This window comes from Cupriavidus taiwanensis (assembly GCF_900250115.1).
Classification (GTDB): domain Bacteria; phylum Pseudomonadota; class Gammaproteobacteria; order Burkholderiales; family Burkholderiaceae; genus Cupriavidus; species Cupriavidus taiwanensis_B.
Genome location: NZ_LT984804.1, coordinates 561926 through 582590, shown reverse-complemented (window position 1 = coordinate 582590; position 20665 = coordinate 561926). Strand labels below are relative to the sequence as shown.

At 64.4% G+C, this 20665-nt stretch carries 14 protein-coding genes and 2 pseudogenes; 14 read left to right on the top strand and 2 right to left on the bottom strand.

All coding sequences use genetic code 11. The features are described from left to right. The first annotated feature begins 37 nt into the window (after positions 1 to 37). From CBM2586_RS19425 to gstA, 5 genes are all read left to right on the top strand, one after another. Complete coding sequence (locus CBM2586_RS19425) at positions 38 to 1345, top strand: TolC family protein (RefSeq protein ID WP_115665356.1); 1308 nt, start codon at positions 38 to 40, stop codon at positions 1343 to 1345. After that, entirely contained in the window at positions 1342 to 2886 is a 1545-nt protein-coding gene (locus CBM2586_RS19420; RefSeq protein WP_115689275.1) for an efflux RND transporter periplasmic adaptor subunit, read from the top strand. Before CBM2586_RS19425 ends, CBM2586_RS19420 begins: the two co-directional genes overlap by 4 nt. Next, a complete protein-coding gene (locus CBM2586_RS19415) occupies positions 2883 to 6062 on the top strand; it encodes an efflux RND transporter permease subunit (RefSeq protein WP_115689273.1) in 3180 nt (1059 codons plus the stop codon). Before CBM2586_RS19420 ends, CBM2586_RS19415 begins: the two co-directional genes overlap by 4 nt. Beyond that, positions 6059 to 6412: a copper-binding protein gene (locus CBM2586_RS19410; protein ID WP_115689271.1), complete on the top strand. Its 354-nt coding sequence runs from the start codon at positions 6059 to 6061 to the stop codon at positions 6410 to 6412. Before CBM2586_RS19415 ends, CBM2586_RS19410 begins: the two co-directional genes overlap by 4 nt. Before the next feature lie 346 nt (positions 6413 to 6758). Beyond that, entirely contained in the window at positions 6759 to 7367 is a 609-nt protein-coding gene (gene gstA / locus CBM2586_RS19405) for a glutathione transferase GstA (RefSeq protein ID WP_115689269.1), read from the top strand. A 69-nt stretch (positions 7368 to 7436) separates the two neighbouring features. On the opposite strand, the pseudogene CBM2586_RS19400 reads toward gstA, so the two are convergent. Further along, positions 7437 to 7693 (bottom strand): annotated as a pseudogene (locus tag CBM2586_RS19400) (SDR family oxidoreductase); the annotation flags it as partial. Positions 7694 to 7727: 34 nt separating this feature from the next. Continuing rightward, a pseudogene (locus tag CBM2586_RS19395) lies at positions 7728 to 7964 on the bottom strand (cupin domain-containing protein); the annotation flags it as partial. A 228-nt stretch (positions 7965 to 8192) separates the two neighbouring features. Here CBM2586_RS19395 and CBM2586_RS19390 point away from each other — a divergent pair. The 9 genes from CBM2586_RS19390 (at position 8193) to CBM2586_RS19350 (ending at position 20658) form a co-directional block, all read left to right on the top strand. Beyond that, the gene (locus CBM2586_RS19390; protein WP_115689267.1) at positions 8193 to 9530 is read left to right on the top strand and encodes an MFS transporter; all 1338 of its coding nucleotides are present in this window, start codon (positions 8193 to 8195) and stop codon (positions 9528 to 9530) included. A gap of 334 nt (positions 9531 to 9864) precedes the next feature. After that, positions 9865 to 12060 (top strand): indolepyruvate ferredoxin oxidoreductase subunit alpha, encoded by a 2196-nt coding sequence (locus CBM2586_RS19385; RefSeq protein WP_115689265.1) that lies wholly within the window; start codon positions 9865 to 9867, stop codon positions 12058 to 12060. Positions 12061 to 12082: 22 nt separating this feature from the next. Next, entirely contained in the window at positions 12083 to 13597 is a 1515-nt protein-coding gene (locus CBM2586_RS19380; protein WP_258874944.1) for an indolepyruvate oxidoreductase subunit beta family protein, read from the top strand. Between the two features lie 34 nt (positions 13598 to 13631). Next, a complete protein-coding gene (locus tag CBM2586_RS19375) occupies positions 13632 to 14147 on the top strand; it encodes an acyl-CoA thioesterase (RefSeq protein ID WP_115665364.1) in 516 nt (171 codons plus the stop codon). Between the two features lie 89 nt (positions 14148 to 14236). After that, a complete protein-coding gene (locus tag CBM2586_RS19370; RefSeq protein WP_115689263.1) occupies positions 14237 to 16564 on the top strand; it encodes a bifunctional salicylyl-CoA 5-hydroxylase/oxidoreductase in 2328 nt (775 codons plus the stop codon). Positions 16565 to 16622: 58 nt separating this feature from the next. After that, positions 16623 to 17750, top strand: coding sequence for a cupin domain-containing protein (locus CBM2586_RS19365; RefSeq protein WP_115689261.1), 1128 nt, complete (start codon positions 16623 to 16625; stop codon positions 17748 to 17750). Between the two features lie 108 nt (positions 17751 to 17858). Then, positions 17859 to 18770, top strand: coding sequence for a fumarylacetoacetate hydrolase family protein (locus tag CBM2586_RS19360; protein ID WP_115689259.1), 912 nt, complete (start codon positions 17859 to 17861; stop codon positions 18768 to 18770). An 82-nt stretch (positions 18771 to 18852) separates the two neighbouring features. Next, entirely contained in the window at positions 18853 to 19887 is a 1035-nt protein-coding gene (locus CBM2586_RS19355) for a carbon-nitrogen hydrolase family protein (protein ID WP_115689257.1), read from the top strand. Continuing rightward, positions 19888 to 20658, top strand: a complete 771-nt coding sequence (locus CBM2586_RS19350; RefSeq protein WP_277349534.1) for a maleate cis-trans isomerase family protein — start codon at positions 19888 to 19890, stop codon at positions 20656 to 20658. It begins immediately after the preceding gene. Positions 20659 to 20665: the final 7 nt, after the last annotated feature.

Genomic DNA, 20665 nt, shown 5'->3' with positions numbered 1-20665 from the left:
ATGGGCTCCAGGGTGGCCGTTGCTTTGCGGAGGCTTTATGCATTTGCGCTTATCCACCAGGTGCGCGTGCCGGCTGGCGCTCGCCCTCACGCTGCTTGCCGTGATCGCTCCGGCGTGGGCAGCGTCCGCGCCCGCCCTTTCCTTGCAGGAAGCGCTCGCGCTGGCCGCGTCGCGTTCGGCCGATGCCGAGACCTCGCGCTCGGCCGTACAGTCGGCCATCGAGATGGCCGTAGCTGGCAGGCAGATGCCGGATCCGGTGCTGAAGGTCGGCGTCAACAACGTCCCGGCGAATGGTCCGGACCGGTTCTCGCTTGGCACGGATTCGATGACCATGCGGTCGCTCAGCCTGATGCAGGAATTCACCCGCCCGGCCAAGCGCCAGGCCCGCGCCGAGCGCTTCGAGGCCGAGGCGTCTTCGGCCGAGGCCCAACGCATGGTGGCGCTGGCCAACGTGCAACGCGGCACCGCCACGGCGTGGCTGGACCGCTGGTATGCGGAACGCGCGCACCAGCTGCTCGCCGAACAGACGCAATCGGCCAGGCTGATGATCGATGCGGCACAGGCTGCGTATCGTGGCAACCGCGGCGCACGCGCCGAGATCCTGGCCGCCCAGATCGCATGGCAGCAACTGCAGGATCGCGAAGACGAAGCCCGCGCCGCGGTGGCCTCGGCCCGGGCGATGCTGCGGCGGTGGGTCGGCGATGCGGCGGCGTTGCCGCTGGCCGAGCGCCCCGCGCTCGAGGTTCCGGCCTGGCTCGACACCCTGGATGCTGCCGGCGCCACGCAACTGCCCGACGTCGCTGCCGCGCAGGCGCAGGCCGGCGTGGCCGAGGCGGAAAGCCGCGTCGCGCGCGAGAACAGGCTGCCTGATGTCAGCGTCGAGCTGATGTACAGCCAGCGCGGTCCCGCCTACTCCAACATGGTGTCGCTGAACGTCTCGCTGCCGGTGCCCTGGGACCAGGAACATCGCCAGGACCGCGAACTGGCCGCCAGGCTGGCGCAGGCCGACGCTGCGCGGGCGCAAGCCGAAGCGGTACGCCGCGGCCTGATCGGACAGCTGCGCGGCAAGCAGGCCGAGTTGCAACTCGGGCAGACGCGCCTGGAGCGCTATCGCAATACCACCTTGCCACTGGCGCAGGCGCAGACCGAGGCGGCCCTGAGCGCCTATCGCACCGGCGCCGGCAGCCTCGCCGCCGTGGCGGAGGCCAGCCGCAAGGCGCTCGAACTCTCGCTCGAACGGCTAAGGCTGGAGGCAGCTACCGCCAGGCTCTGGGCCGAGCTTGCGTTCCTGATGCCATTGCCGACCGCCGCGCAAGCCATGCCCGCGCAAGGAGCCCAACCATGAAAAAGACCGTGATTGCACGGACCATGGCGGTCCTGTTCGTGCTGGCAAGCGCGGGCGGTGCCTATTATCTCGGCCATCAACAGGGACGCCGGCACATCGCCGCGTCCGACATGCCGGCCAGCGGCAGCGATGGCGCCAACCTGAAGGCCGGCGATATCGATCCGGGCACCGGCAAGCGCATCCTCTACTGGCATGATCCGATGGTGCCGGGCCAGCGCTTCGACAAACCCGGCAAGTCGCCCTTCATGGACATGCCGCTGTCGCCCGTGTACGAGGAAGCCGGCGGCGGCGCGACCGTCAGCATCGACAGCCGCGTGACCCAGAACCTTGGCGTGCGCACGGCGGAAGTAAAAGCCGGCCCGCTCGCATCCGCGCTCGAAGTCCCCGGCAATGTCGCGCTCAACGAGCGCGGCATCGAAGTGCTGCAGGCCCGTACCACCGGGTTCGTCGAGCACGCCTATGCCAGGACCACGCTGGATCCGGTGCGCAAAGGCCAGCTACTGGCGCAGATCTACGCGCCGGAATGGGTTGCCGCGCAAGAGGAATACCTGGCGGTGAGCCGCATGGGCACCAGCCTGCAGGGCGATTTGCGCGAGGCCGCGATCGCCCGCATGCGGCAGGCCGGCATGACCGACAGCCACATCCGCCTGGTGCAGGACACCGGCAAGCTGCAGCCGCGGCTTGCCATCACCAGTCCCGTGGACGGGATCGTCACCGAGGTCGGTGCGCGCGACGGCATGACGGTCTCTGCCGGCACCACGCTGTTTCGCCTTGCCAGCCTGGCGACGGTATGGGTGCTGGCCGATGTGCCGGAGACCCATGTCGCAGGGCTACGGCCGGGACAGGCGGTGTCTGCGGTCGCGGCCGCGCTGCCGGGACTGACGCTGACCGGCAAGGTCGACGCCATCCTGCCCGACATCAGCCCCGCCACCCGTACCGTCAGGGTGCGGATCGAACTGCAGAACCAGGGACGTCAGCTGTTGCCGGGCATGTTCGTGGCGGCCCGCTTCGAGGCCGCACCTGGCCCGGACCGGCTGCTGGTGCCGACCGAGTCGCTGATCCGCACCGGAACGCGCACCCTCGTCATGGTGGCGACCGGTGCCGGTGGCTTCAGTCCGGTCGAGGTCAAGACCGGGATCGCTTCCGCCGGACAGACCGAAGTGCTCGATGGCCTCGAGGCCGGACAGAAGGTGGCGGTATCCGGCCAGTTCCTGCTCGATTCCGAGGCCAGCCTGCGCGGTGCCACGCAGCGCATGACCGCAGCATCCGCCGCGCGGGCGGGCGCCGGCGCAGGGCCGGAGCACGAAGGCACCGGACGCGTGGAGGCGGTCAGCGCGGAAGGCATGACGATTTCGCACGAGCCGATCCCGTCGGCCAGTTGGGGCGCCATGACCATGGACTTTGCCGCACCCGCTTCCGGCATGCCGAAAGGCTTCAAGCCCGGCGACCGCATCCGCTTCCGCTTTCGGCTCGACCGCGACGGTGCGGCAACGCTGTCATCGGTCGAGCCCGCCGCTTCCGCCCCGGGAGCCAGGCCATGATCGCGCGGCTTATCCTGGCCTCGATCCGCAACCGCTTGCTGGTGCTGCTGGCCACTGCCGTGCTGACCGCCTGGGGCTTGGGGGCCGTGCGCAGCACGCCGCTCGACGCGCTGCCGGACCTGTCCGACGTGCAGGTGATCGTCCGCACGCCATTTCCCGGCCAGGCCCCGCAGATCGTTGAAAACCAGGTCACCTATCCCCTCACCACGACGATGCTGTCCGTGCCTGGCGCCAGGGCCGTGCGCGGCTATTCGTTCTTCGGTGACTCCTATGTCTATGTGTTGTTCGAGGACGGCACCGATCTCTACTGGGCGCGCTCGCGCGTGCTGGAATACCTGAACCAGGTGCAATCCCGGCTGCCCGCCGGCGCCAGGCCGGCGCTTGGCCCGGATGCGACCGGCGTAGGCTGGATCTACGAGTACGCCCTGGTCGACCGGAGCGGGCAGCACGACCTCAGCCAGTTGCGCGCCTTGCAGGACTGGTTCCTGCGCTTCGAGCTCAAGTCGCTGCCGAATGTGGCCGAAGTCGCGTCGCTGGGGGGCATGGTCAGGCAGTACCAGATCGTGCTGATGCCGGACCGGCTGCGGGCCTATAACCTGTCGCAGGGCAAGGTGCTGGCGGCGCTCAAAGGCGCGAACCAGGAAACCGGCGGCTCGGTGCTGGAGCTGGGCGAAGCCGAATACATGGTGCGCGCCAGCGGCTACCTGAAGACGCTCGACGACTTCCGCCAGATTCCGCTGCGCACCAGCGAGGCCGGCATCCCGGTACGGCTGGGAGACGTCGCCACCATCCAGCTCGGGCCGGAAATGCGGCGCGGCATCGCGGAACTCGACGGTCAGGGCGAAGTCGCGGGCGGCGTCATCGTGATGCGTTCCGGCAAGAATGCGCTCGAGACCATCGACGCGGTCAAGGCCAGGCTTGCCACCTTGCAAACGAGCCTGCCCAACGGCGTGGAGGTGGTGACGACCTACGATCGCTCGGCGCTGATCCAGCGTGCGGTGGATAACCTGACAGGCAAGCTGATCGAGGAATTCGTCGTGGTGGCGCTGGTGTGCCTGCTGTTCCTGTTTCACCTGCGGTCCGCGCTGGTTGCCATCGTCTCGCTGCCGCTCGGCGTGCTGGCCGCGTTTCTGGTGATGCGCTACCAGGGGGTGAATGCCAACATCATGTCGCTTGGCGGCATCGCCATCGCCATTGGCGCAATGGTCGATGCGGCGGTGGTGATGATCGAGAATGCCCACAAGCACCTGGAACACTGGCACGCCGACAACCCGGGACGGGAACCGACCACCGAGCAGCGATGGCGCGTCATCGGCGATTCCGCAGCGGAGGTGGGCCCGGCCCTGTTCTTCTCGCTGCTGATCATCACGCTCTCGTTCATTCCCGTATTCACGCTGGAAGCGCAGGAGGGGCGGCTGTTCTCGCCGCTCGCGTTTACCAAGACCTACTCCATGGCGGCCGCTGCCGGCCTGTCGGTCACGCTGGTGCCCGTGCTGATGGGCTACATGATCCGCGGCAGGATTCCGCCGGAACAGGCCAATCCGCTCAGCCGGTGGCTGATCCGTGCCTACCAGCCCTTGCTTGCCAGAGTGCTCTCGTATCCCAGGACCACCATCGCGATCGCGGTACTGCTGCTGGCGGCAACCGCCTGGCCCATCCTGCGCATCGGCGGGGAGTTCATGCCGCCGCTCGATGAGGGAGACCTGCTGTACATGCCATCGGCGTTGCCGGGCCTGTCCGTCGGCAAGGCGGCGCAGCTCTTGCAACAGACCGATCGCCTCATCAAGGCCGTGCCCGAGGTCGCGACCGTCTTCGGCAAGGCAGGCCGCGCCGATACCGCCACCGATCCGGCACCTATCGAAATGTTCGAAACCACCATCCGCTTCAAGCCCCGGGATCAGTGGCGGCCTGGCATGACGACCGACAGGCTGGTGGAGGAACTGGATCGCGTGGTCAGGGTGCCTGGCTTGTCGAACATCTGGGTGCCGCCGATACGCAACCGCATCGACATGCTCGCCACGGGTATCAAGAGTCCGGTGGGCATCAAGGTCGCCGGCGCGGACCTGAAGGAAATCGACAGGCTTGCCACAAGGATAGAAGACGCCGTCAGGACGGTACCGGGTGTCACCTCGGCGCTTGCCGAACGCCTCACCGGCGGCCGCTATATCGACGTGAAGATCGACCGTGGTTCCGCCGGCCGGTACGGCCTCAATATCGAGGACGTGCAGAGTATCGTGTCATCGGCGATCGGGGGCGAGAATGTCGGTGAAGTGGTCGACGGGCTGGCACGCTTTCCGATCAACGTCCGCTACCCGCGCGACTATCGCGATTCCATCGAGCAATTGCGCGCGCTGCCCATCGTCACGGACAAGGGACTGCAGATCACGCTTGCGGACGTGGCGCGCATCGAAGTGGTGCCAGGCCCGCCGATGTTGCGCAGCGAGAATGCGCGCCTGTCCGGCTGGGTCTATGTCGATATTCGCGGACGAGATCTCCGTTCGGCCGTGCGCGAGATGCAGGCCGCGGTGGCAAAGGCGGTACCAATGCCCGCGGGCTACTCGCTGAGCTGGTCGGGGCAGTTCGAGTATTTGGAGCGGGCAACGGCCAGGCTCAAGGTCGTGGTGCCGTTCACGCTGCTGATCATCTTCGTGCTGCTCTACCTGATCTTCGGCCGCCTCGACGAGGCGATGCTGATCATGGGCACACTGCCCCTTGCCCTGATCGGCGGCTTCTGGCTGCTCTATCTGCTGGGCTACAACCTCTCCGTCGCCGGCGTGGTCGGCTTCATTGCGCTGGCCGGCGTAGCGGCGGAGTTCGGTGTCATCATGCTGCTCTATCTGAAGCAAGCCTGGAACCAACGCGAAAACCGTGGCGAAACCACGCCGTCAGCGCTTCTCGACGCGATCCGCGAAGGGGCGGTGCAGCGCGTACGCCCCAAGGCCATGACGGTCGCCGTCATTCTCGGCGGCCTGCTTCCCATCATGTGGTCGCACGGCACCGGCTCGGAACTGATGCAGCGCATTGCCGCGCCGATCGTCGGCGGCATGGTGACTGCCCCATTGCTGTCCCTGCTTGTCGTGCCGGCGGTGTATTGGCTGATACGCCGACGGCAGACCCGGGTTGCCCCTGTTGCCCCAGTTTCCACCCACCCTTCACTTCAGGACGAATCGCAATGAAAACCGCCAAGACTCTCGCACTCGCGCTCACCCTCGTGGCCGCCTCCACCGCATTCGCAGCGGGATCCATGGACGGCCATCCTATGCAGGGCATGGACAACAAGCCTGCCGCCGCGTCGAAGCAGGCCTCTCAACCTGTTCCAGCCGAGATCAAGAAGATCGATGCGTCGACCGGCAAGGTCACGCTCAGGCACGGCCCCATCGAGAACCTCGGCATGTCCGCCATGACCATGGCGTTCCCGGTCAAGGACCGCGCCGCGCTGAAGAACTTCAAGGAAGGCGACCCGGTTTCCGTCACGTTCGACAAGGTCGACGGCAAGCCGACCGTCATCGACATGCAGCCCAGGTAGGCGGGCGCAGGCGCATGTCCTTCCATGGTGCCCTCCACATGAAGCCGGAGCCACCTCGGGGGGCAGTCGGAGTACCGCCGCTGCAAGGCACATTCCCAAGGGCTCCACCCTGCGCCGGCACGAGAAACGGAGGCCAGAAGCGCTCGCCTGGCAAATTCTGCTACGCGCCTTGCAATCCATTCCGTCGCGCGCAGGCACCGGTCGAGCCGGTTACTGACACGCTTCGCCGCCGTGATTGCGTGCTTCGGAGTTCGGCAACCAGCGGCGAGAAATTGCTTGGGCATGTCGATTGCTAAATCACCCCTGACGTCCTCACGCTGGCGCGCGTTACCAAGGAGGTACCATCATGAAGCTGTACTACGCTCCGGGCGCATGTTCACTGGCGCCACATATCATCCTCATCGAGACCGGCCTGCCCTTCTCCACCGAGCGCGTCGACCTGCGCGCCGAGCCGCACCAAACCGAGAGCGGCGCGGACTACAAGACCATCAATGCCAAAGGCTATGTGCCGACGCTGGCGCTCGAGAGCGGCGACCGGCTCACCGAGGCGGCCGTGGTGGTCCAGTACATTGCCGACCAGGCCCCGGAAAAAGCGCTGGCGCCGGCGTGCAATACGCTGGAGCGCTATCGGCTGCAGGAATGGCTGAACTTCATTTCGTCAGAACTGCACAAGGGCTTTGGGCCGTTGTGGAAACCCGGCACGCCGCAGGAGCAGAAAGAGGCGACGTGGGCACGGCTGTCACAGCGGTTCGACTGGCTGGCTCCGCAGTTCGCGGACAAGGACTACCTGATGGGAGAGTTCAGTGTCGCGGATGCCTACCTGTTCACCATCCTGAGATGGCCGGATCATTTCAAGCTGTCGCTCGATCGGTGGCCTGCACTGCAGGCGTATCGGTCGAGCGTTGGTGAGCGGCCGGCCGTGAAGCAGGCGTTGAAGGATGAGGGGATTGCCTAACCTGCGGCAGTTTTCCACGCCGGCGAATTCGGCGTGCATGTCCGTCTCGATATTGCCAGGGGCAATCGCGTTGACGCGTACGCCCTTGCCGGCCAGTTCCAGCGCCATGATTTGCGTCAGGTGAATGAGGGCGGCCTTGGATGCACCGTAGCTCGACATCTGGCCGCCGGCACGCAGCCCGACGACGAGGCGATGTTGATGATGCTTCCCTGGCCGCGTTGCACCATGCTGCGTGCCGCTTCTTGGGCCATCAGGGAGGCGCCTTTCAAGTTGGTATCGAAGACGCGCGAGACGGCTTCTGGAGATTGCTCGACGAAGCGCTCCATGATGAGACCGGCATTGTTGACAAGACGGTACTGACTACTTTGCCGGCGTCATTAGCGGCGCGCCCTTCGTGACGACATAGGTCGCCAGTTCCTGCGTCTGCCCGCGCCCGACATTCGTCGCCGAATGCGGCGTGCCGGCCGGGATAAACAGCGATTCCCCGGTCTTCAAGCGGACCAGTAACTGGTCGCCATGCTGTTGCTCAAGCGTTCCCTGCCACACATGGGCGATTGCCTCGCCCGGATGGGTGTGTTTCGGCGCGAATGCGTCCGGGGTGCCCTGTCAGCATCGAAGTGAAGGTCGAAGGCGCATTCGCCACTTCACTCCCTTCCGCGCTCGCCTCGTCGCGCCCCATCTCTGTCGCCAAATTGTTATTTCCATTTTCATATGTTTACACATAAACTAACGTGCTGGAGCGCGGTCGTGACCTCGATCACTCCCGAACTACATACAGGCGGTCACCCCAGCACACCGATCCGCCGCCCCGAAAGGAGACAAGCTGTGACCGTTGCCCATAGCATCCAACCTTGGCATCCCCATTTCCGCACGACCTGTACGGTGCTGCTCGTATGCTTTCTCGCCATCCTGTTCGAAGGCTATGACGTCGGTGTCATGGGCGCGGTACTGCCCGCGCTGGCCGAGGATCGGAACTGGAATCTCACCCCCCTTCAACTTGGGGCACTCAGCAGCTACGCATTGGTGGGCATGTTCTTTGGCGCCTTCCTGATTGGCACGCTGAGCGAAATGATGGGCCGGCGGCGGATGCTCCTGCTCTGCGTTTCGGTGTTCTCCCTGACAATGCTGGGCGCGTCCTGGGCGCCAACGCCTGTTCTATTCGGGATCCTGCGATTTATCGGTGGGCTTGGACTGGGAGGCGTGATCCCCGTGGCGGCCGCGCTGACGATCGAGTATTCACCACCGCACCGCCGCAGCTTCAACTACGGACTCATGTACTCAGGCTACTCCGTGGGAATTCTTTGCGCTGCGCTGATCGCCATGTGGTTCCTGCCCAGCCTGGGATGGCGCGGCGTCATTGGCCTAGGTGCCGTGCCCATTGTCTTGATACCGCTGATGGCATGGCTGCTGCCTGAATCGCTGGAGTATCTGGTGGGCCAGGGCCGAATCAGCGAAGCGCAGGCATTGGCTGATCGAACGGGCAATGGCCGGCTGACGACCGGAGGCGGCCTGGGTAAGAGCGCGGACCGGGCAACATGGCGAGACGTTATGTCGAGCATCTTCTCCCGTCATCAACTCCGTGCCACAGCGTGCTTCTGGACGGCGCTTTTCTTCGGCTTGCTGCTGGTCTACGGCCTCAACACATGGTTGCCCACCATTATGCGGAAGAATGGCTACGACCTGGGGTCTAGCCTCTCCTTCCTGGTTGTTTTCAGTCTCGCCTCCGCATTGGGCGGCCTGTTTCTCGGCGGCGCAGCAGACAAGATGGGCGCGCGCGGCACCGTCATGAGCTTCTATCTGATTGGTTCGGTTGCCATTGGTGCCTTGATGTTCCGCAACTCTGTCGCCGTCAACTATCTCCTCGTGGCATTGGCCGGCGTGGGCAGCGTCTCTGCATCGCTCATCCTGACAGGATATCTGGCCGGCTACTACCCGGCGCACGCTCGTGCCGCCGCAACCGGATGGGCGCTCAGCTTTGCGCGTTTTGGCGCAATGAGTGGACCGCTCCTTGGGGGATATGTGGCGGGATCCGGGCTGAGCTTTGAGTGGAACTTCATTACCTTCTCCATTGCGGGCCTGGCCGCAGCGCTGGCCGTGGCGCTTCTGCCGAGCGCTCGTCGACAAGTAGCCAAAGCGCACGATCCCCTGCAATCCAACGCCTGAGAATGGGGCTTGCCGTTAGAACCACCGGCATCGCCCCCTACGGTCGCCTCTTGGCATCGGTACCGACTCTCACTTTCTCGGGCGGCATGGTCGTCGATGGCCTGAGCCGGCAGCGCTGACGGCGCGCACACCTTTCACCAAAACGCTCATAGGGCGTGCGGCGCTGTAATCGCCACCGGAGCTCAGGAACTACGGGTTTTTCCTCTCTCCTGATCCATCACTTCGACCGAATATATGATTTTGGAATTGTTTAACCTTCAACTATACTCATTGCAAAGAGGACTAGCGCTGCGCTTCGCAGCCGGTCCCCACCAAAGCAACAGGAAGGAAAGCCATGGCTGAGCGTTCATTCGTTGAGGAAGTCAAGAAATTGCGCCTGGGTTCAGGCGAGGTATTCAGTGGCGAGGGCATCCTCGCCGTCACCAAGGCGCTGCTCGAGTCCGGCGTCGCGTATGTCGCGGGGTACCAGGGTTCCCCGATCTCGCACCTGATGGACGTCCTGGCCGATGCGCAGGACATCCTGGCCGAGAACGGCATCAGGTTCGAAAACAGTGCGAGCGAAGCGACAGCGGCAGCGTCGCTGGCCGCCTCGGTCAACTACCCGTTGCGCGGGGCAGTGACCTTCAAAGCCACCGTTGGCACCAACGTAGCGTCCGACGCGCTCGCCAACCTGGCCTCGGGGGGCGTGACCGGTGGTGCGCTGATCATCGTTGGCGAAGACTATGGCGAGGGTTCCTCGATCATGCAGGAACGCAGCCATGCCTTCGCAATGAAGTCACAAATGTGGCTGCTGGATCCGCGCCCCAACCTGCCCTGCATCGTTCAGGCGGTGAAGGATGGCTTCGCTTTGTCTGAAGCTTCCAATACCCCGGTGATGCTCCAACTGCGCGTGCGTTCCTGCCACGTACATGGCCAGTTCGTCGCTTCGGACAACCGCCGCAGCAAATTCTCGATCCAGGATGCGCTGGACAATCCTGCGCGCGACCTCAGCCGCATCGTGCTGCCGCCGGCCAGCTTCGTGCACGAGCACGAAAAGGTAAAGCAGCGCTGGCCCGCTGCCGTGAAATTCATCGAGGAGCGCGAACTGAATGAGTTCTTCCACGGCGAGATTGACGATATCGGCATCGCCGTGCAGGGCGGCAGCTACAACACGCTGATTCGTGCGCTGGAGCAACTGGGCCTGGCTGATGTGTTTGGCGAGTCCAGGATCCCGCTGTATGTCATGAACGTGGCTTACCCGCTGATCGATTCGGAGTGGGAGCGCTTCTGCGCCGGCAAGCGCGCCGTGCTGGTGCTGGAGGAAGGACAGCCCAATTTCATCGAGCAGAACGCCGCCAATATCCTGCGCATCGCCGGTGCCGACGTCACGTTGCACGGCAAGGACCTGCTGCCGATGGCCGGCGAGTACAACACCGCCACTATTCTCAAGGGACTGCGTGCCTTCCTGGAGCAATACGGCAAGATCGCGCCGCAGCCCGAGCCAAAGCCCGGGCGCAAGGTGATCCCGCTGGTGCAAGCCCCGGTCGCCAGCGTCGATGCCGTAGCCGCCGAAGTGCTGGAACCTCAGAAGCTGGTTGACGAAAGCGTTCATGCACGCCCGCCCGGCTTCTGCACCGGCTGTCCGGAGCGTCCGATCTTCACCGCAATGAAGCTGGTCGAGCGCGAGATCGGCGAGCACCACGTGAGCGCGGACATCGGCTGTCACCTGTTCTCGATACTGCCGCCGTTCAACCTCGGCAATACCACGATGGGATACGGCCTGGGTGGCGCCAGTGCCGCGGCGCTTAATGCCCCGACGGGAAAACGCGCCATCTCCGTCATGGGTGATGGCGGCTTCTGGCACAACGGCCTGACCAGCGGTATCGCGAATGCGGTGTTCAACAAGAGCGACAACCTGACCATTGTCGTTGACAACAGCTACACGTCGGCCACGGGAGGCCAGGACATCCTCTCTTCCACGGCGCACAACGACACGCGCAGCACCGGCCATGCCATCGAGGATGCCGTGCGCGGCGTGGGCGTCAAGTGGGTAAAGACCATCCGGCGCACCTATGACCTGAAGGCGATGAAGGCAACGCTCAAGGAAGCGCTGACCACGGGTGCCAAGGGCCCGAAAGTGCTGATCGCCCAGAGCGAGTGCATGCTGAACAAGCAACGCCGGGAGAAGCCCAGGACGCGCAAAGCGATTGCGGATGGCCAACGCGTCGTGCGGGAGCGCTTCGGCGTGGATTCCGATACCTGTACCGGCGACCACTCGTGTATTCGCCTGTCTGGATGCCCGTCGCTGACGATCAAACCCAATCCGGATCCTCTGCGCACCGACCCGGTGGCGTCTGTCCTGGATAGCTGCGTGGGTTGCGGCCTGTGCGGCGAGGTTTCCCATGCCGCCGTGCTTTGCCCCTCGTTCTATCGCGCCCAGATTGTTACCAATCCGACCCGCCTGGACAAGCTGCGTCAGCGTCTGCGCGACACGGTGATTGGCTTCCTGCAAAAACGCGAAGCCGCGCGCCGCGCACGCTTTGCATTCTGACACTACGATCAAGAGGTTCATCGTGAACGCACCCATCAATCTCAGCGCCAAAACGATCAAGGTCGCCATTCTCGCCATGGGCGGAGAAGGCGGCGGTGTGCTGGCCGACTGGATCGTGGATCTCGGCGAGCACAACGGCTACATCGCGCAAACGACTTCGGTACCCGGCGTGGCCCAGCGTACTGGCGCGACCATCTATTACGTCGAGTTGTTTCCGCGCGAGATCGCCGAGCGTGCCGGCCGCATGCCGGTGCTTGCCTTGATGCCGACGCCCGGCGACGTCGATGTCGTACTCGCCTCCGAGTTGATGGAAGCCGGTCGCGCGGTCCAACGCGCGCTGGTGACGCCGGATCGCACCACCCTTCTGGCATCGACCCACCGTGTCTACTCCATCGCCGAAAAGGCGGCAATGGGAGATGGGCGGGTCGACAGCAACGAACTGATTGCCCACGCCAACAAGGCCGCCAAGCGTTTCATACGTTTTGACATGGCCCAGGCGGCAGAGGCTAACGGCAGCGTCATTAGCGCGGTCCTGTTCGGCGCGCTGGCGGGCACCGGCGTGCTGCCCTTCAGCCGTGCGCAGTTTGAAGCCACGATCGAGCGCGGCGGTGTCGGTGTCAAGCCTAGCCTGCGCGCATTCGGCGCCGCTTTCGCTACCGCCGAAGCCGGCGATGCGCCGGCCCCTTCCGATTCCTCTGCTCCTGCCGAATTCAACCCGCGGGACAGCAAGGTGGCCCAAGTGCTGCAACGCGTTCGCGATGAGCAACCGGCAGAAATCCAACATGTCGTGGTCGAAGGCGTGCGTCGCATGCTCGACTACCAGGATGTCGGCTATGCCGGCCTCTACCTGGACCGGCTGCAGTCCGTGCGCCAGGCGGTGGGCGTCAGCAATATTCCGCTGCTGCGTGAAACCGCGCGCCACCTAGCGCTGTGGATGTCATACGAGGACACCATCCGCGTGGCCGACCTCAAGACGCGCGGCACCCGCTTCGAGCGCGTACGCGGCGAGGTACGCGCAGGCAAAAAGCAACTGCTCGCGATCAATGAGTTCATGCACCCGCGCGTGGAAGAAATCTGCGAAACACTGCCGGCCGGACTTGGCCGCTGGTTGATGAAGCCGCACTTCGTGCACCGCCTGGTGCGCCGCTTTACTACCGCGGGCCGCGTGGTCACGACCAGCTCCCTGCGCGGCTATCTGATGTTGTGGACGGTGGCGCGTCTGCGCGCCATTCGCCGTTGCACGCTGCGCTATGCACTCGAGACCGAGCGCATCGAAAACTGGTTGGCACAGGTGCTTGCGGCCGCCCGCCTGAATCCCGCGCTTGCCCTGGAAGTGGTGCAGTGCCAGCGGCTGGTGAAAGGCTATAGCGACACGCATGTGCGCGGGCTGACCAATTACCAGACCCTGATGAGCGCGGTAGTGCGGGCCGGCGCCCGCCTGGCCCCGGCCACGCTGCGGGAACTGCGCGAGGCAGCCCTTGCGGACGAGCACGGCAAGAAGCTGAAGGAAGCCCTGGTGCGCCACGCGCTGGCGTGACCCGACTCCGAACCCCTTGCAGGAATTGAAGATCATGACCACTCCGCACACCTTCAGGCGCCAGTACAAGATCCATTTCTCCGAATGCGATCCCGCTGGGATTGTGTTCTACCCCCAGTACTTCGTGATGTTCAACGACCTGATCGAAAGCTGGATCGACACCGTGTTGCCGGATGGGTACCACGGTGTGATTGGCGCGCGCCGGCTCGGGATGCCAACGGTCCACCTCGAGGTGGACTTCAAAGCGATCAGCCGCTTTGGCGAGAAGGTCTGGCTGGAGCTTGAAGTGGTGCGTGTTGGCGGAAAGTCGATCACGCTGGCCTGGCGATGCTCGGGGGCGGACGGCGACGTGCGACTGGCGGCCACACAGACCATCGTGATGACCTCTCTCGACACGCACCTGGCGATCCCGGTCCCGGAAGACCTGCGCGCTCCCATCGAGCATGGGACGGCCCCGGCCCGCACAGAAGATGGGGCGTTGACTGAGTTGGCTCACCGTATCGGGACGCATTCTGCGCCGGGCGGCAGGCCTTTTCCCGAAACGGTCTGAATCCAGCACCTTCAGACCTTGGGCAAATGCCAACGCGACCCGCGCAGGGGCGCCGAAGGCTCCGGTAGTAACTTGATTTGGAAACAGCCATGAAGATCGTATGTATCGGCGGTGGTCCCGCCGGCCTCTATTTCGGCCTGTTGATGAAACTGCAGGATCCCGCCAATGAAGTCGTCGTGGTGGAGCGCAATCGCCCCTATGACACCTTCGGATGGGGAGTTGTGTTCTCCGACGCAACCCTGGGCAACCTGCGGGAAGCCGATCCTGTTTCGGCCGACACGATCGGCGACGCGTTCAATCGCTGGGACGACGTTGAAGTTCACTTCAAGGGCCGGGCGGTGCGCAGCGGCGGCCACGGGTTCATCGGCATCGGCCGCAAGCGCCTGTTGAACATCCTGCAGGCGCGTTGCGAGGAAGTCGGCGTCGAACTGGTTTTCGAAACCAATGTCGACGACGACCAGGCCATCGCGCGCAAGTACAACGCCGACCTGGTCCTTGCCTCTGACGGCCTGAACAGCGTGGTACGCAAACGCTACGCCGACACGTTCCGCCCGGATATCGACACCCGCAAGTGCCGCTTCGTCTGGCTGGGCACGAGAAAGGTATTCGACGCGTTCAACTTCATTTTCGTGCCGACCGAGCATGGCTGGTTCCAGGCGCACGCCTACCGTTTCGAAGACGGGACTTCGACGTTCATTGTCGAGACGCCCGAAGAAACGTGGAAGGCGGCGGGCATCGACCAGATGAGCCAGGAAGAAGGTATCGCCTACTGCGAGCGCCTGTTCGCCCCGTACCTGGATGGGAATCCGCTCATCAGCAACGCCTCTCACCTGCGCGGCTCGGCGATATGGATTCAGTTCCCGCGCGTGATCTGCGAGAAGTGGGTGCATTGGAACACGTTGACTGCCGACAACGGCGCTGACAAGAAAGTGCCGGTGGTGCTGATGGGTGACGCCGCGCACACCGCACACTTCTCGATTGGTTCCGGCACCAAGCTGGCGCTCGAGGATGCCATCGAGCTGGCACGTACCATCAAGCGCGTCGATGGCTCATTGGAAGCGGCGCTGGCGCAGTACGAAGCGGTGCGTTCCGTCGAAGTCCTGAAGATTCAGAATGCGGCGCGCAACTCCACCGAATGGTTCGAGAACGTCAAGCGCTATGAAGAACTGGAACCCGAGCAGTTCGCGTACTCTCTGCTGACCCGCTCACAGCGCATCTCGCACGAGAACCTGCGCCTGCGCGACAAGGCCTGGCTGGAAGGCTATGAATCCTGGCTGGCCAAGCGCGCCGGCACCGAAGCCACGGCGGTGCCGCCTCTCCTGACGCCCTACACCGTACGCGGGGTCGCGCTGAAGAACCGCGTGGTGGTCTCCCCGACCGCTATGTATTCGTGCCAGGACGGCATGCCGGGCACCTTCCACATGGTCCACCTCGGGAGCCGCGCGCTGGGCGGTGCCGGACTTGTGATGGTGGAAATGACCGCCGTGTCGCCCCACGGACGCATCACGCCGGGTTGCCCGGGGCTCTGGAACGACGAGCAGGCTTCGGCTTTTGCTGGCATCGTCGGGTTCGTCCATGAACACACCAGTGCGCGCATCGGCGTGCAGATCGGCCATGCCGGCCGGCGCGGCTCCACCCAACTCGGCTGGGAACAGGCTGACCACCCGCTGCCCGCGAACAACTGGCCCCTGCTTTCGGCTTCCGCCCTGCCTTACCAGCCGGGCATTTCGCAGACGCCCCGCGCCATGACGCGCGCAGACATGGACCGCGTGCGCGACGACTTTGTCGCGGCGACCCGGCGCGCGGCGGCAGCCGGCTTTGACTGGCTGGAGCTGCAAGCGGGCCACGGTTACCTGCTCTCGAGCTTCATCTCCCCGGTGACCAACCACCGTACCGACCAATATGGCGGCACGCTAGCGCAGCGCCTGGCGTTCCCGATCGAAGTGCTGATGGCGGTACGGGAAGCGTGGCCTCAGGACAAACCGATTTCTGTGCGGATTTCAGCTACGGATTGGGTGAACGGCGGCATCAGCCCAGATGACGCGGTCGAAATGGCGCGCCTGTTCAAGCAAGCCGGTGCGGACGTGATTGACTGCTCGTCCGGTGAAGTGACGCCGGCACAGAAGCCGGTATACGGGCGCATGTTCCAGACCCCGTTTGCCGACCGTGTCCGCAACGAGGCTGGCGTACCGACCATCGCCGTGGGCGCAATCACGGAAGCCGACCAGGTCAACGGCATCATCGCCTCGGGGCGCGCCGACCTTTGCGCAATCTCGCGCCCGCACCTGGCCGACCCTGCCTGGCTGCTGCACGAGACGGCCAAGCTCGGCTACCACCGTGTCGAATGGCCCAAACAATACCTGCTTGCAAAGGACCAGCTCGAGCGAAACCTAAAGCGTGCGGCATACGGCGCCTGATTGTTGCTACCCCTCAGGCGATCCCTGCGGGGAAGAATACACACAAGAGAGGAAGACGATGTCGAATACCTCATATGACACTTACCGCGAGAACGTAGCGGGCCGTGCAGACGTGGCGGACACACCCGAGCTGCTGGCCTACTACAAGGAACTGGCCGCTCTCAAGACGGGTGCCCTCTGGACCGTTGCCAACAAGATCGAGCCGTGGCAGCCGAAGTCGGAATCGTTGCCGGTGCTGTGGCGCTACCGCGATCTGCGCGAACACGTACTGCGTTCGGTTGAACTCGTTACGCCTGAGAAAGCGGGCCGCCGGGTGATCTACCTGAACAACCCGGGCCGCCAGGACGTGTCGGCGGCCGTGGGCTGGCTCTACTCCGGCCTGCAGGTGATGCATCCGGGCGAGGCCGCGTCGGCGCACGCGCATTCGTCCTCGGCGCTGCGCTTCATCATGGAAGGCAGCGGTGCGTACACGATCGTCGATGGCCACAAGATGACGCTGAACGCCAATGACTTCGTGCTGACGCCTAACGGCACCTGGCACGAGCATGGTGTGTCGGCCGACGGCACGACCTGCATCTGGCAGGACGGCCTGGATATTCCCCTGGTCAACGCGATGGAAGCCGGCTTCTACGCCGTTCATCCGGATCTCCGGCAGGCCGTCACGCATCCGGTCGACGACATGCCGGCCATCTGGGGCGGCAAGGGCCTGCGCCCTCACGGTGGCAACTGGACCAAGCCTTATTCACCGATGTTCAAGTATGAATGGGCGCCGACTTACGAGGCGCTGGTTCGCCACAGCAAGGTGACGGACGGAAGCCCGTTCGACGGAGTGCTGATGCACTACGTCAATCCGGTCACCGGGGGGCCGGTGATGCCGACGATCGGCGCCAGCATACAGCGATTGCGCCCGGGCGAAACCACCCAGGCGCATCGCCACACCGGCAGCTTCATCTACCAGGTCGCCAAGGGCACTGGCTATTCAGTCATCAATGGCCAGCGCTTTGACTGGACCGAGCGCGACATTTTTTGCGTGCCCTCCTGGGCCTTCCATGAGCACGCCAACGCGTCGTCCGGCGATGACGCGGTGCTGTTCTGCTTCAACGACCTGCCCGTCATGCATTCGTTGGGGCTGTACCGCGAAGAGGCGTTGTCGGAGAACGGCGGCCACCAGGTGCTAGCCGCCTGACATAAGAACCGTCGTTGTGCGTTGCCCGATGTACACGACTTGCACAACCTGAACTTTGTTGATTTGCGCAGCCGCCGACAACGCGGCATTCACTGGAGTAGCAATACCATGCGTCTCGTTACCTATCGCTCGGAAGTCACCGCCGCCGCCCGCCTGGGCGCCATTGTCGACGGCAGCATCGTTGACCTTGCCCGCTTCGGCGCCGCCGTCGGCGTGGACATTCCGTCCACCATGCTCGAGTTCATCGACCTGGGACCCGAGGCAGTCCGCTCGACCAGCGCGCTGCTGAACGAGTATCGCGGCAAGCTGCCCTTCGGCGTGGCCTTCCCGGCCTCGAACGTCAAGCTGTTGGCCCCGATCCCGCGCCCCCGCAAGAACATCTGGGGCATTGGCCTGAACTACGTCGAGCACGTGGCCGAATCCAGCCGCAGCCTGGACACCTCCAAGGAACTGCCCAAGGAGCCGGTGATTTTCTCCAAGCCGCCGACCACCGTGATTGGCCCGGGCGATGCCATTGAGCACAACAGGGAAATCACCCAGCAAATGGACTGGGAAGTCGAGCTTGCCGTCGTCATTGGCACGCGCGGCAAGGGCGTGAAGGAGGCTGACGCGCTGAACTATGTGTTTGGCTACAGCGTGATGATCGATATCTCGGCACGCGACTGCCGCCGCGCTGGCCAATGGATTTACTCGAAGGGCCAGGACACCTACGCGCCGTTCGGTCCGGTCATCGTCACCGCTGACGAAATTCCCGACCCGCACGCGCTGGACCTGTCGCTGACCGTCAACGGCGTGACCAAGCAGAGTTCCAATACCCGCCACATGCTGTTCAAGGTGCCCGCGCTGATCGCGGACATCAGCAAGGGCATGGCCTTGGAGCCGGGCGACATCATCGCGACGGGAACGCCGGACGGTGTCGGCGCAGGCCGCACCCCGCAGGAGTGGCTGTGGCCGGGCGACACCGTGGTGGCCACGGTGGAAGGCATCGGCGCGTTGCGCCACCCGGTGGTGGCGGTCTGATTGCCGGTATCCGATGAAACGATGATCCCGACGCGATATGCGTTCGGGACTGGCCATACGGAAGCGTAAGGAGAGAACTGCAATGCTCAACCTGCCAACATTCAAGGCCGCAGCGGTCCAGGCGACTCCGGTCTTCCTGGATGCCGACGCAACGGTCGACAAGGTCTGCCGCCTGGTCAAAGAGGCGGCGGACAACGGCGCGAAGCTGGCCGCATTCCCGGAAGTGTTCGTGGCCGGCTACCCGTACTGGAGCTGGCTGGCCAACCCTGTAGACGCCAGTCCCTGGTTCGAGAAGCTGGTCAAGGCTTCCATCGAAATTCCGGGCCCGGAAATCCGCAAGATCGCGCAGGCCGCGCACGCCAACCACATCAACGTAGTAGTTGGCGTCAACGAGCGCAGCCGCACCGGCGTCGGCACCCTCTACAACACGCTGGTCACGATCAGTGATGAAGGCCGCATCCTGGGCCGCCACCGCAAGCTGGTACCGACATGGGCCGAGAAGCTGACCTGGGCCAATGGCGACGCCTCGGCACTGCGCGTGCACCAGACCAGCGTCGGGCCGCTCGGCTCGCTTGCGTGCGGCGAAAACACCAACACGCTGGCGCGCTTCTCGCTGCTGTCGCAAGGCGAGTTGATGCACGTGGCGAGCTATATCGCGCTGCCGGTGGCGCCGGCCGACTATGACATGGCCGAGGCGATCAAAGTGCGCGCGGCCGCCCACTGCTTCGAGGGCAAGGTGTTTACCGCAGTGTCGTGCTCGACGGTGTCGGAGGAGATCATCGAGGCGATGAGCCCGCTGAACCCCAAGGCGCGCGAACTGCTGTCCCGCCGTAACAGCGCCTTCTCCGGCTTCCTGGGCCCGGACGGCCGCGTGATCGGCGAGCCGCTGGTCGACGTGGAAGGCATCGTCTACGCCGACATCGACCTGTCGCGCTGCATCCAGCCCCGCCAGATGCATGACATCACCGGCCACTACAACCGCTTCGACATCTTTGACCTGCGCGTCGACCGCCGGCCGCTGCAGGCCGTGCAATTCACGGACGGCGCCGCCCAGACGCTTGACCTGGACGCCGACCAAGCCGAACTCAATGCATTCGACCTTTCCGAGAGCAAGTAAATGTCTTTCCTGCTGACGCCCCAGAAGCCGCTGCGCATCGGGCAAATCGTGCCGTCGTCCAACACCACCATGGAGACGGAAATCCCAGCCATGCTGCGCGAGCGCGAGAAGGACTTTGCGGAGCGCTTCACCTTCCACTCCAGCCGCATGCGCATGAAAAAGGTGGTCAAGGAGGAGCTTGAAGCCATGGACCGCGATAGCGACCGCTGCGCCCTCGAACTCTCCGACGCGCGCGTGGACGTGCTGGGCTACGCCTGCCTGGTGGCCATCATGAGCATGGGCAAAGGCTATCACCGCGTGTCCGAAGCACGTCTCACCCAGCGCACCGTCGACAATGGCAACCCGGCTCCGGTGGTAACCAGCGCCGGCGCGCTGGTGGACGGCTTGCACGCCATGGGCGCGAAGCGCGTCTCGGTGGTATGCCCCTACATGAAGCCGCTGACGAAGATGGTGGTCGAGTACATCGAGAGCGAAGGCATCGAAGTCAAGGACTACACCGCGCTGGAGATCCCCGATAACCTGCAGGTCGCCGCACAGGATCCCGCCAACCTGCTCGAGATCTACAAGCGTGTCGACACCACCGGCGTGGATGCCATCGTACTGTCGGCCTGCGTGCAGATGCAGTCGCTGCCGTCGATCCAGCAAGTGCAGGACGAATCCGGCATTCCGACGCTGTCGGCAGCCGTGGCCACGACCTGGCAGATGCTGCGCAAGCTGAATCTCCGCACGGAAGTTGCCGGTTGCGGCGAGCTGCTGAGCGGCAAGTATTAAGCGTCCC

What these genes read in the sequence shown, in the direction of transcription:
- CBM2586_RS19420 (WP_115689275.1), top strand. Translation starts at nt 1,342, where the DNA reads ATGAAAAAGACCGTGATTGCACGGACCATGGCGGTCCTGTTCGTGCTG.
- CBM2586_RS19425 (WP_115665356.1), top strand. Translation starts at nt 38, where the DNA reads ATGCATTTGCGCTTATCCACCAGGTGCGCGTGCCGGCTGGCGCTCGCC.
- CBM2586_RS19375 (WP_115665364.1), top strand. Translation starts at nt 13,632, where the DNA reads ATGACCACTCCGCACACCTTCAGGCGCCAGTACAAGATCCATTTCTCC.
- CBM2586_RS19350 (WP_277349534.1), top strand. Translation starts at nt 19,888, where the DNA reads ATGTCTTTCCTGCTGACGCCCCAGAAGCCGCTGCGCATCGGGCAAATC.
- CBM2586_RS19370 (WP_115689263.1), top strand. Translation starts at nt 14,237, where the DNA reads ATGAAGATCGTATGTATCGGCGGTGGTCCCGCCGGCCTCTATTTCGGC.
- CBM2586_RS19360 (WP_115689259.1), top strand. Translation starts at nt 17,859, where the DNA reads ATGCGTCTCGTTACCTATCGCTCGGAAGTCACCGCCGCCGCCCGCCTG.
- CBM2586_RS19410 (WP_115689271.1), top strand. Translation starts at nt 6,059, where the DNA reads ATGAAAACCGCCAAGACTCTCGCACTCGCGCTCACCCTCGTGGCCGCC.
- CBM2586_RS19385 (WP_115689265.1), top strand. Translation starts at nt 9,865, where the DNA reads ATGGCTGAGCGTTCATTCGTTGAGGAAGTCAAGAAATTGCGCCTGGGT.
- gstA (WP_115689269.1), top strand. Translation starts at nt 6,759, where the DNA reads ATGAAGCTGTACTACGCTCCGGGCGCATGTTCACTGGCGCCACATATC.
- CBM2586_RS19365 (WP_115689261.1), top strand. Translation starts at nt 16,623, where the DNA reads ATGTCGAATACCTCATATGACACTTACCGCGAGAACGTAGCGGGCCGT.
- CBM2586_RS19415 (WP_115689273.1), top strand. Translation starts at nt 2,883, where the DNA reads ATGATCGCGCGGCTTATCCTGGCCTCGATCCGCAACCGCTTGCTGGTG.
- CBM2586_RS19355 (WP_115689257.1), top strand. Translation starts at nt 18,853, where the DNA reads ATGCTCAACCTGCCAACATTCAAGGCCGCAGCGGTCCAGGCGACTCCG.